The 12,449-nt window shown below is 43.8% G+C and carries 15 protein-coding genes; 9 read left to right on the plus strand and 6 right to left on the minus strand.

Features of this window, described 5'->3' with window-relative positions; all coding sequences use genetic code 11:
* Window positions 1–68: 68 nt before the first annotated feature.
* Window positions 69–1,352: a ribonuclease J gene (locus CYL31_RS04380; protein ID WP_249411693.1), complete on the plus strand. Its 1,284-nt coding sequence runs from the start codon at window positions 69–71 to the stop codon at window positions 1,350–1,352.
* 6 nt (window positions 1,353–1,358) lie between these two features.
* On the opposite strand, the gene epmB is transcribed toward CYL31_RS04380, so the two are convergent.
* The gene (gene epmB / locus CYL31_RS04385) at window positions 1,359–2,402 is read right to left on the minus strand and encodes an EF-P beta-lysylation protein EpmB (RefSeq protein WP_249411694.1); all 1,044 of its coding nucleotides are present in this window, start codon (window positions 2,400–2,402) and stop codon (window positions 1,359–1,361) included.
* Window positions 2,403–2,589: 187 nt separating this feature from the next.
* Here epmB and efp point away from each other — a divergent pair, with 187 nt between their 5' ends.
* Window positions 2,590–3,165, plus strand: a complete 576-nt coding sequence (gene efp, locus CYL31_RS04390) for an elongation factor P (RefSeq protein ID WP_072840388.1) — start codon at window positions 2,590–2,592, stop codon at window positions 3,163–3,165.
* A 95-nt stretch (window positions 3,166–3,260) separates the two neighbouring features.
* On the opposite strand, the gene CYL31_RS04395 is transcribed toward efp, so the two are convergent.
* Window positions 3,261–4,163 (minus strand): LysR family transcriptional regulator, encoded by a 903-nt coding sequence (locus CYL31_RS04395; RefSeq protein ID WP_212917756.1) that lies wholly within the window; start codon window positions 4,161–4,163, stop codon window positions 3,261–3,263.
* Between the two features lie 125 nt (window positions 4,164–4,288).
* Here CYL31_RS04395 and CYL31_RS04400 point away from each other — a divergent pair, with 125 nt between their 5' ends.
* Genes CYL31_RS04400 through CYL31_RS04410 form a run of 3 tightly spaced genes read left to right on the plus strand, consistent with a single transcriptional unit; the run spans window position 4,289 to window position 5,276 of the window.
* Window positions 4,289–4,855: a hypothetical protein gene (locus CYL31_RS04400; RefSeq protein ID WP_212917757.1), complete on the plus strand. Its 567-nt coding sequence runs from the start codon at window positions 4,289–4,291 to the stop codon at window positions 4,853–4,855.
* 6 nt (window positions 4,856–4,861) lie between these two features.
* The gene (locus tag CYL31_RS04405) at window positions 4,862–5,116 is read left to right on the plus strand and encodes an Atu4866 domain-containing protein (RefSeq protein WP_212917758.1); all 255 of its coding nucleotides are present in this window, start codon (window positions 4,862–4,864) and stop codon (window positions 5,114–5,116) included.
* Window positions 5,106–5,276, plus strand: coding sequence for a S1 domain-containing protein (locus CYL31_RS04410; RefSeq protein ID WP_430010745.1), 171 nt, complete (start codon window positions 5,106–5,108; stop codon window positions 5,274–5,276). Before CYL31_RS04405 ends, CYL31_RS04410 begins: the two co-directional genes overlap by 11 nt.
* A gap of 80 nt (window positions 5,277–5,356) precedes the next feature.
* Here the strand turns inward: CYL31_RS04410 and CYL31_RS04415 are convergent, their stop codons facing one another.
* The gene (locus tag CYL31_RS04415; protein WP_212917759.1) at window positions 5,357–5,767 is read right to left on the minus strand and encodes a winged helix-turn-helix transcriptional regulator; all 411 of its coding nucleotides are present in this window, start codon (window positions 5,765–5,767) and stop codon (window positions 5,357–5,359) included.
* Window positions 5,768–5,898: 131 nt separating this feature from the next.
* Between CYL31_RS04415 and CYL31_RS04420 the strand changes: the two genes are divergently transcribed.
* Window positions 5,899–6,423: a nuclear transport factor 2 family protein gene (locus CYL31_RS04420; protein ID WP_212917760.1), complete on the plus strand. Its 525-nt coding sequence runs from the start codon at window positions 5,899–5,901 to the stop codon at window positions 6,421–6,423.
* A gap of 114 nt (window positions 6,424–6,537) precedes the next feature.
* Here CYL31_RS04420 and CYL31_RS04425 read toward each other — a convergent pair whose 3' ends face one another.
* Window positions 6,538–6,978: a DoxX family protein gene (locus tag CYL31_RS04425; protein WP_212917761.1), complete on the minus strand. Its 441-nt coding sequence runs from the start codon at window positions 6,976–6,978 to the stop codon at window positions 6,538–6,540.
* Between the two features lie 317 nt (window positions 6,979–7,295).
* On the opposite strand from CYL31_RS04425, the gene CYL31_RS04430 reads away from it, so the two are divergent.
* Complete coding sequence (locus CYL31_RS04430; RefSeq protein WP_212917762.1) at window positions 7,296–8,024, plus strand: SDR family oxidoreductase; 729 nt, start codon at window positions 7,296–7,298, stop codon at window positions 8,022–8,024.
* A 57-nt stretch (window positions 8,025–8,081) separates the two neighbouring features.
* Here the strand turns inward: CYL31_RS04430 and CYL31_RS04435 are convergent, their stop codons facing one another.
* Both CYL31_RS04435 and CYL31_RS04440 read right to left on the minus strand, forming a co-directional pair.
* The gene (locus CYL31_RS04435; RefSeq protein ID WP_212917763.1) at window positions 8,082–9,074 is read right to left on the minus strand and encodes an NADP-dependent oxidoreductase; all 993 of its coding nucleotides are present in this window, start codon (window positions 9,072–9,074) and stop codon (window positions 8,082–8,084) included.
* Window positions 9,075–9,186: 112 nt separating this feature from the next.
* Complete coding sequence (locus CYL31_RS04440) at window positions 9,187–10,611, minus strand: aminotransferase-like domain-containing protein (protein ID WP_212917764.1); 1,425 nt, start codon at window positions 10,609–10,611, stop codon at window positions 9,187–9,189.
* 294 nt (window positions 10,612–10,905) lie between these two features.
* Here CYL31_RS04440 and CYL31_RS04445 point away from each other — a divergent pair, with 294 nt between their 5' ends.
* Both CYL31_RS04445 and CYL31_RS04450 read left to right on the plus strand, forming a co-directional pair.
* Entirely contained in the window at window positions 10,906–11,793 is an 888-nt protein-coding gene (locus CYL31_RS04445; protein WP_212917765.1) for an EamA family transporter, read from the plus strand.
* 24 nt (window positions 11,794–11,817) lie between these two features.
* On the plus strand, window positions 11,818–12,444 hold the full coding sequence (locus CYL31_RS04450; protein ID WP_212917766.1) for a LysE family translocator: 627 nt from the start codon (window positions 11,818–11,820) through the stop codon (window positions 12,442–12,444).
* Window positions 12,445–12,449: the final 5 nt, after the last annotated feature.

Raw genomic sequence — 12,449 nt, forward strand, 5'->3', positions numbered from 1 at the left:
TTTCATCTTTGATTCCCTCGCAAGAGGATTTGTGGTTTTTGCCTTTAGGAGGCACCGGCGAAATTGGCATGAACATGAACCTTTATGGTCATGACGGCCAATGGTTGATGGTGGATTGTGGTGTTTCCTTCAATGAACAGTTAGCGCCTGATGATTTGCGGACTTCTGAGATTGTTTGCGCAGACCCTCGTTTTATCACCGAGCAAAAAGAACGTTTAGCTGGCATTGTGATCACTCACGCTCATGAAGATCATGTGGGCGCTTTACCTTTTTTGTGGCGACGTTTTAAATGTCCTGTTTACACTACGGCTTTTACCGCAGAGGTTTTGCGTCGTAAGTTGGTTCAAGTGGGTTTGACCGATCAAGTGCCGATTATTGAAGTGAAAGAAAACGAAACCAAAAAGATTGGTGTGTTTAATGTCAAATGGTTGGGATTGACTCATTCTGTTCCAGAACCTTATGCGATGACCATCGACACGCCTGCTGGTCGTATCTTTCATACGGGTGATTGGAAAATCGATAAAAAGCCGATTTTGGGTGATGCGTTTTCTCCCGCAGCCTTTCAAGCATTAGCCAAAGAAAATATTCTCGCCATGGTGTGTGATTCTACCAACGCGCTAAAAGAGGGTTTCTCGCCATCTGAAAGTGATTGTTATCAGGGCTTATTAAAAACCATTGAGGCAGAAAAAAATCGTGTTGTGGTTGGCTGTTTCAGCAGTAATGTCGCGCGTTTAGTGGCATTGGGGCAAGTCGCAAAAGAGACAGGTCGTTACCTTGCCTTGATCGGAAGATCGCTGACAAACATGGTTAGCGCGGCACGGGTGACAGGTCATTGGCCAGATGATTTACCGATTATCGACGCTACGCATCTCGGCTATTTACCAAGAGAAGAAGTATTGGCGGTGGTCACAGGAAGCCAAGGGGAACCAAGGGCGACCTTGAACCGATTGGCCGCCGATAATTGTTTTGATTTGAGTCTTGAAGCCGATGATTTGGTGATTTTTAGTTCCATGCGCATTCCTGGCAATGAGCAGGCTATAGACAGATTAGCCGAGCAATTTAAAGGTCGGAAAATCCGCACCTTGCAAGCCCATGAAACCGACTTAACCATTCATGTTAGTGGTCATCCTTGCCGCGAAGAGCTTAAGCAGCTTTATACTTGGGTGCAGCCGCAATTGGCGATTCCAGTTCATGGTGAACCAAAGCATTTAGATGCTAACGCTGACGTGGCGAAACTCAGCCATGTGCCGGATCAGTTAATCGGACGAAATGGTGACTTATACCAGCTTGCGCCAAACGTAAGTATTCGACGTCAGCAAGTAAAAGTCGGTCGTATTGCGCTGCTCAGATAAAGCGAATCAGTCCCCAAGTAGTGGTGCAAACACGCTTTTCGCTGGTTTGCCGGGGATTTCCTTGGCGAGCCTTGGCACTAAATAACCTGGCAATTCAGCGGCGACTTTTCCCATCAAGCGTTGCGCATCTTCGATGGAAATATCAAAGTGTGCCGCGCCCTCTACCGGATCTAGCGTGAACATGTAGTAAGGCAAAATTCCTGCATCAAACACGGCTTCGCTCAAATTGACTTGAGCTTCTACGGAGTCGTTCACGCCTTTTAGTAGAACGCCTTGGTTGAGCAAGGTAACGCCCGCTCTTTTCAGCTTATAGGCTGCCTCGACGAGTTCTTCGTCCATTTCATTGGCATGATTAATGTGCCACACCATGACAATGTTTAGGCGACTTGCCTTGATCCACGCCAGCATGTCGTCGCAAACGCGGTCAGGAATTACTACTGGCAAACGCGAATGAATGCGCAGACGTTTTATTTGTGGCAAGGCATCAAGCTTGCGGACTTTGTCAGCGAGCAAAGCGTCTTTCATCATTAAGGGATCTCCACCACTTAAGATCACTTCGTTGACTTCTGGATGGGCTTTTAGATAGTCGATTACCGAGTCCCATTCTGCTTGCGCCAATTGATTATCGCCATAAGGAAAATGGCGACGGAAACAGTAACGACAATTTACCGCGCAAGTGCCAGTCGTAATCACCAACAAACGGCGTTTGTATTTATGCACTATGGCTTTTTGTGGATTGTGGTCTGCTTCTTCTAATGGATCCTTTGTGTAACCTGGGACCTTTTGCATCTCTGCGATGCTGGGTAAGACTTGCAGCAGCAGCGGATCGTTAGGGTTGCCATATTCAATGCGCGACAAATAAGGGCGAGGCACCAATAATTTGAAGCTCTGATGCGCTTCTATGCCTTGTTGAGCAAGACTTTTTGGTAAGCCTAAATGCTCAACCAGTTCAGGTAAGGAGGTTAGGGCCTGTGACAGGTGCTGCGACCAGCTTAAATTGTTCTTTGTTTGAATAGGGATCACGTCAAATATCTGCAAAATTGTGTTCATTTGGGTTATGATTGCGCCAACTTATTTTGGCCTACTCGGCCAGTGGCTCTCAGAGATCTTTGCAAACGCTCTTTTTACTTGTCTATTTAGCGGTTCTAAATGACATAAAAAGAAGTTTGCAGAGATCTTGGGACTGACATGATACGCCAGTCAGAGCCTTTTCTCTAAAAATATACTGTGAGGATGTATGGCTAATATTTCTACCAGCGAAATGCGCAGCGGTTCTAAAGTAATGGTCGATGGTGATCCATGTGCGATTATAGACAACGAACACGTTAAACCAGGTAAAGGTCAAGCCTTTAACCGCATCAAGCTGCGTAACCTAAAAACCGGTCGCGTTTGGGAACGTACTTTTAAATCTGGTGATACGTTAGAAACAGCTGACGTAATGGACACTGATATGGAGTACTTGTACACCGACGGTGAGTTCTGGCACTTCATGGCTGTGGATGGTTCTTTCGAACAACACGCAGCGGATGAAACAGCTGTTGGCGACACGATCAAGTGGCTTAAAGAGCAAGAAAAATACGTTGTAACTTTATACAACGGTGCGCCATTGGCGGTTGCTGCTCCTAACTTCATCGAGCTTGAAGTAAAAGAAACTGACCCTGGTGTAAAAGGCGATACGGCTAACGGCGGTTCTAAACCTGCTTTCTTGGTGACTGGTGCTATGGTTCGTGTACCACTGTTTATCAACATCGGTGAAGTATTGCGTGTTGATACTCGTACTGGCGATTACGTTTCTCGCGCTACAGGCAAGTAATTCCTGAATTTGCGTAACGAAGATGAAAGCCCTGATAGGAAACTATCGGGGCTTTTTTTATACGATTGTGAACTGTTAGATAGCTAGCTTGGTAATCAATTCGTTTGTTTCCAAGATTTTACAAAATCTACCATGGCCCTTAATTTCGGAGACATGTTTTCTCGGTTTGGGTAAAAGAAGTAAAAGCCAGAAAAAGTTGGCAGAAACTCTTCGAGTAAGGGGACTAGGTTGCCTGTCTTAATAAAGGGGCGGAAGGTTTCTTCTGTCGCAAAAGTGATTCCACCCCCAGCCAGTGCAACGCGCAACATTAATCGGAAGTCATTAGTGGTGATTTGAGGCTCTACCGATACCTCAAAGTCTTTTTCGTTTTCACTAAACTCCCAATAATAAGGGCGATTGTTTAGCTTTGGGCGCCAACCAATGCAGCGATGATTGAGTAAGTCTTTAGGATGTTTTGGAATACCTTGCTGCGCTATGTAGTCTGGCGAAGCAACAGCCATATCTCTTTGTAAGCCGCAGATAGGCAGGGCGATCATATCTTGTTCTAGGCTGTCACCAAGACGAACTCCTGCATCAAAGCCTGCTTTTACAATATCAAATTCATCATCGGTGACTGTAATATCCAACTCAATGTCTGGGTACTTTTTTGAAAACTCGACAATAAACTTTCCAGATAAAAAAGGTTCTGCAATAGAGGTCGAAGCTATTCTTAGTAATCCTCGTGGGGATTTGTGGCTGGTAATATCTTCTAAAGAAGAGTTCACATTCTCTAATTGGGGGCGCATTTGGCTGTAAAGATGTTCTCCTGCTTCAGTTAGTTTCACGCTTCTTGTGGTTCGGGTAAATAAAGCGATGCCTAGTTGATCCTCAAGCTTTCTAATCATCTGACTGACTGCAGATCGTGTTATTCCTAATCTGTCGGCTGCTACTCGGAAATTGTGTTCTTCCGCGACGGCTATAAAAACTGGCAGGATATTCAGGTCGATTTTCATTGTCATAATTTGCTTACCAATATGTCAAGTAATGGCTATCTACTCTAATCAATATCACGTTTTTATAATGTTAAAGCAAGTTGAGACATAGCAATGTCTCAATTCTACTCTGACAATATAAAAGGTGATCTATGACACATCTCAAATCGACTCTTTCTCTAGTACTTTTTTTTAGTTTAGGTTCTGTGCAGCTACAAGCAGCGGAGCATACTTGTGCACAAACTGGTGCAGACTCTCCATTGGAACTTCATAAGCATTGGATTATGAAGGGGTGGGAAAAAAAGACAGATGCCCCCGAGTTCATTTTTGCTACTAAAATGAGCCGTTACTATAACTTGCAAGACCCAGCGGGTATTTATTGGGATAACTTTGCCCCAGGTGATAATCAGTTGTTTGATAATGCCGCGATCTATGGTGCTAACTGGGAGGGCTTACAAGCAAACGCTGAATCAGTTACACATGCTCTGACAGAAGGGCATAGTGAACTTGTTGGCGATAAGGTTTCGTCAACAACCATCGGGTTTGTTGGCACAATAACGCAAAAAAGTGGTGGAGTTATTCCATTTAACGGACGTTCTCAATTGGGCTGGAGATGTGATTCTGGCGAATGGAAGATTCATCAAGAACTGAATTATGCGTGGGTTGTTGAAGCTAAAGATATTGCACACTACTACGATGCGATGAAAAAGGAACATTGAAAGATTATGGCTAAAAAAGAGCCAGAGGTTCCGCATCCTTATGTCGGTATGTGGATGACAGAGGATAGCTACATACGACATCAACTATTACCTAATAACCGTTATATTGAAGCAAGAGGAAATAAAGAAGTGGCTTATCAAGGGCGCTATCGAATTTCTGGCGATTATATCGAGTATTGGGATGACACAGGTTTTACTGCTGATGGCACCTTTATAGATGGAGTGCTTTATCACGCTGGTATGATTTTGTATCGTCAGTAAAATAGTAGACACTGCCAATATATGTTGTTTAAAAAATACCGCAAACGGCGGTTTTAAACCGGCTTTCTTGGTGACTGGCGCTATGGTTCGCGTACCACTGTTTATCAACCTCGGTGAGGTATTGCTTGTTGACTATGTTTTTCACGCTACAGGCAAGTAATTGCTGAATTTGCGTAACGAAGATGAAAGCCCTGATAGGAAACTATCGGGGCTTTTTGTCTTTAAACGGCTGTTTTTTCATCAAACGGCATTCTGTTTAAATTCTACTCGTGCGGCACGAATGGCATCATGATTGGCGTCAGCCCACTTGGTTAATTGTTGTAATGGCTCAAGCAGCGAGTGACCAAGAGCAGTTAATTTGTATTCCACACTTGGTGGCACCGTTGGGTAAACATGGCGACTGATAAAACCATCATGCTGTAAATCTCGTAATGTTTGGGTCAGCATGCGTTGTGAAATATCGGGAACTGCGCGACGTAATGCGCTAAATCGGTGGGCTTCGCTTGCTAGCGTCAGAAGTAGCAACATACTCCATTTGCCTCCAATCCTATCTAACACGTCGCGAATTGGACAAGCTTCAAATGCTTTTGTGTTCTGTTTATTATGCAGTGGCGTTATTGACTCAGGGTTTGTTTGATCTGAATTGTCCATTAGGTAGTTACCTCTATGTTACTTACTACTTAAAAACTGCCTTATTTACAATGGCTCATTAGTCTCTAATATATATCTAGTATTTTAAATAGACTAATAAAGAGTAACGATTTTATGCAGGAGATAACCTTATGAAAAGAGTCTTTTTGGCGGCTTTCCTGGCTGCTGTGACAAATATTCCAGCGTACGCTGAACAATCTGCCGCCATTTCCCCTGCTACTCCTGTCGTGGCTAGAGCCGATGCGGATGCTTTGTTTGTCAGTGATGACCCAAAACTGCATGCGAATAAACAGGTAGTTTATAATATTCTGAAAGTGTTATTAGAAGCGAATCAGTGGGATAGGGCGTCAGAATTTATTGCCAAAGATTATATTCAACATAACCCAAATGCGGCGAATGGGCGTGATGCCGTTGTGTATTTTTTCACTGAAATACTCAAAACTAAGCCTAAGCCCGTTGCAGATAAGTTGAATTGGCCAGTAGCAGAAGTGATGGCTGAAGGTGATCTAGTTACCGTGATCACACCTCGTAAGGTAAAAACTGAAAAGGGTACTTACACCACCGCTTGGTTTGATACTTGGCGTATAAAAGATGGCAAAGCGATGGAGCATTGGGATTCTTCATTGATGAATGAAAACCCAGACTTGAGTCCATAACCCCAGGTAGTCCTATTCGCATTTCCCTTTTTCTTGATCTGATTTTCATAACGTATAAAAAGCCTCGATACCTTTCAGTATCGAGGCTTTTTACATTGTTTTTAGAAAGGGTAACTATTGAGCTGAAAGCGCTTTATCAACAGAGAAAGAGCCTGCACCGCTAAATACCAAAGAAACAGCAACAACTAAAAGCGTTAGGGCGTATTCGTAGCCGTTGTTTGCCATAAACAAACCGTTTGAGATATGCACAGAGAAAATCGCCATTAGCATAGTGAAAGCAACAACTGCAGAGGCTGGACGAACAAGTAAACCGATAACCAGTGCTAAGCCGCCAAAGAATTCTGCACTACCTGCTAAAAGGGCCATTAAGTAGCCAGGTTCTAGACCAATAGATGCCATCCACTGACCAGTACCTTCTAGACCGTAACCGCCAAAAGCACCGAACAATTTTTGCGCGCCATGTGCCATTAGGATTAGACCCACTGGAATACGCAAAATTGTGCTAGCGATACCAGAAGTTGTGTTAGTGATTTTTTGGATTAACGATGTTGTCATTTTCATTTACCTTAGTGTTGGGTGGGTGTTACTTAATATGTAAGCACTATATATAAAAAAAACAGAATAGTGTAACGGAGTATTTTGAGGTTAATGATCAAAAAAATTGAACTATCATAATTATCTACGACCTTTATTTCATTTTTAAGTGTAAGGCTATCTTTTGCATACTCTTTTTTACATGTGACACTCTGTGTAATGCTGATGTTTTAAAAGGTTGATTTGGATTAGTTATAGACAAAAAAGTAGCAGAGTTTACGGTCTATAGGATGGTAGCGTGTTGTCATATTAATTAATAACAATAAGCAGGATAAGACATGTCTAAATCATTAACAGGAAAAATTGCCGTCGTCACTGGTGGTGCGTCAGGAATTGGATTGGCAAGTGTTGAAGGTATGATTGCTGAAGGGGCGAGGGTTGTTATTGTTGACCGTGATGAGGCAGCATTACAAGCCTTGCAAGACAAGCATGGCGACTCAGTCATGACTCTTTCTGTCGATTTGTTAGATCCAGCTGCTTGCTCGGCGATGGTTCCGCGAATTTTAGAAAAAGCCAATGTGATTGATATTTTTCACGCCAATGCGGGTTTGTATGTGGGCGGTGATTTAGTTGATGCCGATAATGACGCCATAGACCGAATGTTGAATCTGAATATTAACGTAGTTATCAAGAACGTGCGTGATGTCTTGCCGCATATGATTGAACGAGGTGTTGGGGATATTTTAATAACCAGTTCGTTAGCGGGTCATTTTCCGACACCTTGGGAACCTGTTTATGCTTCGTCAAAATGGGCGATGAATTGTTTTGTGCAAACGGTACGTAGACAGGTCAGCAAACACGGTATTCGTGTAGGCTCGGTGTCTCCTGGCCCAGTTATTACCTCTTTGTTATCTGATTGGCCTGCGGAAAAGCTGGCAGAAGCCAAGGCAAAAGGCAGCTTGATGGAAGCCAGCGATGTGGCTGACGCTCTTATCTTCATGCTTACGCGTCCTCGTCATGTGACGATCCGAGATGTGGTGATGTTGCCATCACAATTTGACCTTTAGCTAGAAGCCTTTGCACGACAACTAGGTTCGTGCAAAGGTTTTTCTATGTGATAGCCGTTATAGCTTAACGATCAACTTGCCGGTATTTTTACCTTCAAAGAGTAGGTTAATGCCGCTTGTCGCGCTTTCAATGCCTTCAATTACGTGAGCACGATATTTTAATTCGCCTTTGCCTAGCATGGCGCCTAGTGCTTGGCCGTACTCAGGAATGCGATGGAAATGATCTGGCATAGTGAAGCCTTGGATAGTTAAGCGACGCTTGATGATACCAACCCAGCTTGGCCCTGGTGCAGGCTCGGCTTTTTGATAATCGGCAATGAGACCACATACTGCAATGCGGCCATGAGGATTCATGCGTTCAAAGATAGGACCTTGTGCCAACCCCCCCGTATTTTCAAAGAAAAGATCGATGCCGTTTGGCGTCGCTTGCGTCAATTGTTCGATAAAGTCAGCGTCTTTGTAATTAATCGCATGATCAAAGCCAAGTTCTTTTGTTAACCATTGGCACTTCTCATTAGAGCCCGCCACACCAACAACCGTTAAACCAAGATTTTTAGCCATCTGACCGACAAGGGAGCCGACGGAACCCGCTGCCGCTGTGACGATAAGCGTCTGACCTGCTTCTGGTTTAAGCACTTCAAACACACCGTGATAAGCCGTAATACCGGGCAGAGCGATGACGGATAAAATTGCTTCAGCCGGTAATTCTTTTGGAATAACGTTTAAGCCATTACCATCACTGATCGCATATTCAGTCAGACCCATAAGCCCCATAACACGAGCGCCAACTGGGAATCTTTTATTATTGGATTCAACCACTTCACCTATGCCGCTGGCGCGCATGGTATCACCTAATTTTACAGGCGGAATGTAGCTGTTTTCGTCAGGGCTCATCCAACCACGCATGGCTGGATCTAAAGAAAGGTGAGAGAGTTTTACCAATACCTCGCCTTCTGCTGGTGTTGGGATATCTTGAGTAACAATATCGAAGACATCTTCGGTGATTTCTAATTCAGGGCGTTTTATCAGTTTTACGGAACGGTAAGACATATCAAATATTCCTCTTAATGTTTTTCTAAATGCTTACCTAGAGAGGTTGGGCTGTTTTTATTGATCTAAAGGTTAGGATTGAAGGAGTAAATGTGCAATCGATCCAATCTTATTAAGTCTTTATTCTCATCAAACTGTTGATTATTTCGCACAATCGCATCAATTGTTGATAAGTACTGTGTTTATCCCCAGTATTTTCTAACGGCCAGCCACAGTTGATACGGAAGCAGTCGTGGTAAAAGTCGTGGGTGCTGAAGCACGCGCCGCTGCGGATGTCTATGCCCTGTTTATTGGCTTCTTTTTCAAGCCGTACAGCATTTAAACTGGGGATTTGTACCCAAAGCACAATGCCGCCTTGTGGCGCACTGATTTTCGCTGTGGCGGGTAAGTGCTCGAGCAAAAATTGTTGATAATGGTGGATGTGTTGGTTCAACACCGTACGTATTTTATTCACATGAGAGCGATATTCACCGGTGTTGATAAATTCCGCCATGCAAGATTGTATAAGTCCGTTCACGCCAAAGCTGGTTAAGGCATGTTGATTGAGATAAGGCGTTAAATATTGACCCGGAACACACCAACCAAGTCGCAGTCCTGCGGCTAAGGTTTTTGAAAAAGATCCGCACCAAATCACATATCCCTCTTTATCCCAATATTTTGCTGGCAGAGTTAGTTGTTTCTGGTGGCTTAATTCGAAATAGACGTCGTCTTCTATCATCGGCGTTTTGTATTTCGCCGCAAGTATCGCGAGTGCCTGCTTTTGTTCAACGGGCAGCGTCATACCGGTGGGATTCATATTTGATGTGCTGAACAGCGAGGCTTTAATCAAACCTTGTTGCATCAAGGTTTCTAGATGGTCTAAATCCAAGCCTTGGTCGCTAATGGGGATTTCAATCACTTTGCGTGACAAAGCACTCAGCAAATCGAGCAAGCCACTAAAACAGGGGGAGCTAATGGCAATAGTGTCGCCTTCTTTCGTCACGCTTTCTATCGCCAGTCTTACTGCATCGATACAGCCATTGGTGATAACAAAGTCGGCTGCTGAAAAGGCTAGATTGTCATGGCGGAAATGTTCCGCAAGGGCGCTTCTCAGGCCTTTGTCGCCTTGTGTTTCTGGGTATTGAAATAGATGTTTCCCTGCTCGTTGGGTGACACGTTTAATACAGCGTTGCAGAGCGACGCTAGGTTGTAATTCTGGCGAAATCATCGAGGTGCCAAGCGGGCTAAAAAGCGCCGAGGCAGGATTATAGCCATTTAACGGCGCAAAGCGTTTTGGGTCCCGTTGTTCAATACTTTTGATGTCTAGACTTGGAAAGGTGGTGCTTTCCAGTTGGTTGGCAACGAAGTACCCAGATTGTGGCTGTGCATAAATCCAACCTGTTTGTTGCAGGTAATCGTAGGCTTTAGTCGCCGTAGTCATGCTGACTTGATGTTGCTTCGCCATGGTTCGTAACGCTGGCAAACGGCTTCCCGCAGGCAGTCGTTGTGCTTGTATGTCGTCGATATAATTCTGAGCAAGTGTTTCGTAAAGCGCCATAACATTCCCCCAAAGTATTTCCTTTCTTTAAATTGTACTCTTATTTTTATCAAAAATTGAATCTGTGTTCTTTTTGGTTTTCTAGTGATACTGGGGGCCAATGTTGAGTCAGTGTGGCGCTTCCTCTCGAAACTAACGCCTACCTCAGGAATCACCACACTGTCTCAACAATCGAGTTCGTTGTGGTACTGAAAAGCCATGTTTCTTTTTGAAACTAGCGCCTACCTCATCGAAACACGGCGTTATTGAGATGTTGTGGCACTCACAATCGATTAGACAATTTAGGAACGAATAATGAAACTACGAGACTTTGGCTTGCTGTTTGCCTTGATGGCGTTATGGGGATTGAATTTCAGTGTGATCAAGCTTGGCGTGAACAGTGTTCATCCTTTAGTGCTCACAGCGTTACGTTTTGGTTTAGCGGTGTTTCCGTTGATCTTTTTTATTAAGAAGCCAGATGTGCTGTGGCGTTATTTGATCGCTTACGGTTTGTCTTTTGGTGTCGGCGTGTGGGGGTTAACCACCTTATCGATTGGCGCGGGTGTTTCGGCAGGAATGGCCTCTTTGTTATTGGATATGAGTATTGTTAGTAGTTTGCTGGTGGGTTGGTTATGTTTAAACGAAAGCATCACTCGCAATAAGTTGCTTGGCGCTGTATTGGCTTTACTTGGACTTGCTTTGATCATCTACTCCGAAGGTGGTTCGGTGACTGGAAAAGGTTTAGTGCTGGTATTAATGGCGTCGGTGTTTTGGAGCGTTAATGGCTTGATTGTAAAACGTGCGAATACCAAAGCTATTTTTGCCTTTAATATCTGGGGAATGTTGTTTGCACCTTTGCCTTTGTTGTTACTAGCGGTTATTTTTGAAGGAACGCAAGTCGTCACTGAGTTGCCGAATCAATTTACCCAATGGACGCTGTTTTCCGCTTTGTTCCAAGCTTACCCGACGACACTATTAGGGTACTGGTTTTGGAATAAGATGATAATGAAATACTCAGTATCCAGTGTCGCGCCAATGACGTTACTGGTACCTGTGTTTGGTATTTTTGGTGGTTATTGGTTTTACAATGAGCCAATAGAAACGAATCAGATAATCGCTGCTGTGCTGATTTTATTAGGTTTGTTTGTCGGGCAGATGGCATTGCCAAAATTGATGTTTCTTAGGGGAACGAAAAATATATAAATTAAGAGCGAGAGGTATTTTACAATGGAAGAAATACATTATGGGTTGATTATGGTCGCTGCGTTTGTTGCTACGGCGAGTCCTGGGCCTGCAACCTTAGCGATTGCTGGAACATCAATGAATTCTGGTCGTCGTAACGGGATTGCCATGGCGTTTGGGATTCTCACAGGGTCTTTTATATGGTCGTTTTCGGCTGCATTTGGAATGGCTGCTTTGATGTATGCCAATGCTTGGTTGTTTGATTTATTCCGTTATTTTGGTGCGGCTTATTTATTATTCTTAGCGTACAAATCTTTTAAGTCAGTCTTGTCTTCTAAAGTGTTAGTGCTGGAAAATACCGCTTCACTTTCTATGAAGAATGACTATTTACGCGGTTTGGCGATTCATTTGACCAACCCAAAAGTCATCTTGTTTTTTGGTGCTTTATACTCAATGGGCGTTCCTAATACCGTTAGCATAGATGGCTTGTTATCCATCATTTTCTTAGTCGGATTACAAAGCGCTTGTCTTTTCTTTGGCTACGCTGTGTTGTTTTCGAATCCAAGAATTCGCCAAGGCTATTTTAAAATGAAACGCGGCTTTGATGCTGCCTTTGCGCTGATGTTTGGCGCTGCGGGTATTAAAATACTGCTGAGTAAGTTTACTCCCTAGATGTT

It is taken from the genome of Marinomonas sp. A3A (genome assembly GCF_018336955.1).
Lineage (GTDB): Bacteria > Pseudomonadota > Gammaproteobacteria > Pseudomonadales > Marinomonadaceae > Marinomonas > Marinomonas lutimaris.

Bases quoted from the DNA above. Each gene is read 5' to 3' on its own strand.
- CYL31_RS04440 (WP_212917764.1), bottom strand. From the start codon at position 10,611: ATGGCGCTTTACGAAACACTTGCTCAGAATTATATCGACGACATACAA.
- CYL31_RS04400 (WP_212917757.1), top strand. From the start codon at position 4,289: ATGACACATCTCAAATCGACTCTTTCTCTAGTACTTTTTTTTAGTTTA.
- CYL31_RS04450 (WP_212917766.1), top strand. From the start codon at position 11,818: ATGGAAGAAATACATTATGGGTTGATTATGGTCGCTGCGTTTGTTGCT.
- CYL31_RS04430 (WP_212917762.1), top strand. From the start codon at position 7,296: ATGTCTAAATCATTAACAGGAAAAATTGCCGTCGTCACTGGTGGTGCG.
- CYL31_RS04425 (WP_212917761.1), bottom strand. From the start codon at position 6,978: ATGACAACATCGTTAATCCAAAAAATCACTAACACAACTTCTGGTATC.
- CYL31_RS04415 (WP_212917759.1), bottom strand. From the start codon at position 5,767: ATGGACAATTCAGATCAAACAAACCCTGAGTCAATAACGCCACTGCAT.
- epmB (WP_249411694.1), bottom strand. From the start codon at position 2,402: ATGAACACAATTTTGCAGATATTTGACGTGATCCCTATTCAAACAAAG.
- CYL31_RS04445 (WP_212917765.1), top strand. From the start codon at position 10,906: ATGAAACTACGAGACTTTGGCTTGCTGTTTGCCTTGATGGCGTTATGG.
- efp (WP_072840388.1), top strand. From the start codon at position 2,590: ATGGCTAATATTTCTACCAGCGAAATGCGCAGCGGTTCTAAAGTAATG.
- CYL31_RS04405 (WP_212917758.1), top strand. From the start codon at position 4,862: ATGGCTAAAAAAGAGCCAGAGGTTCCGCATCCTTATGTCGGTATGTGG.
- CYL31_RS04420 (WP_212917760.1), top strand. From the start codon at position 5,899: ATGAAAAGAGTCTTTTTGGCGGCTTTCCTGGCTGCTGTGACAAATATT.
- CYL31_RS04435 (WP_212917763.1), bottom strand. From the start codon at position 9,074: ATGTCTTACCGTTCCGTAAAACTGATAAAACGCCCTGAATTAGAAATC.
- CYL31_RS04380 (WP_249411693.1), top strand. From the start codon at position 69: ATGAACATGAACCTTTATGGTCATGACGGCCAATGGTTGATGGTGGAT.
- CYL31_RS04395 (WP_212917756.1), bottom strand. From the start codon at position 4,163: ATGACAATGAAAATCGACCTGAATATCCTGCCAGTTTTTATAGCCGTC.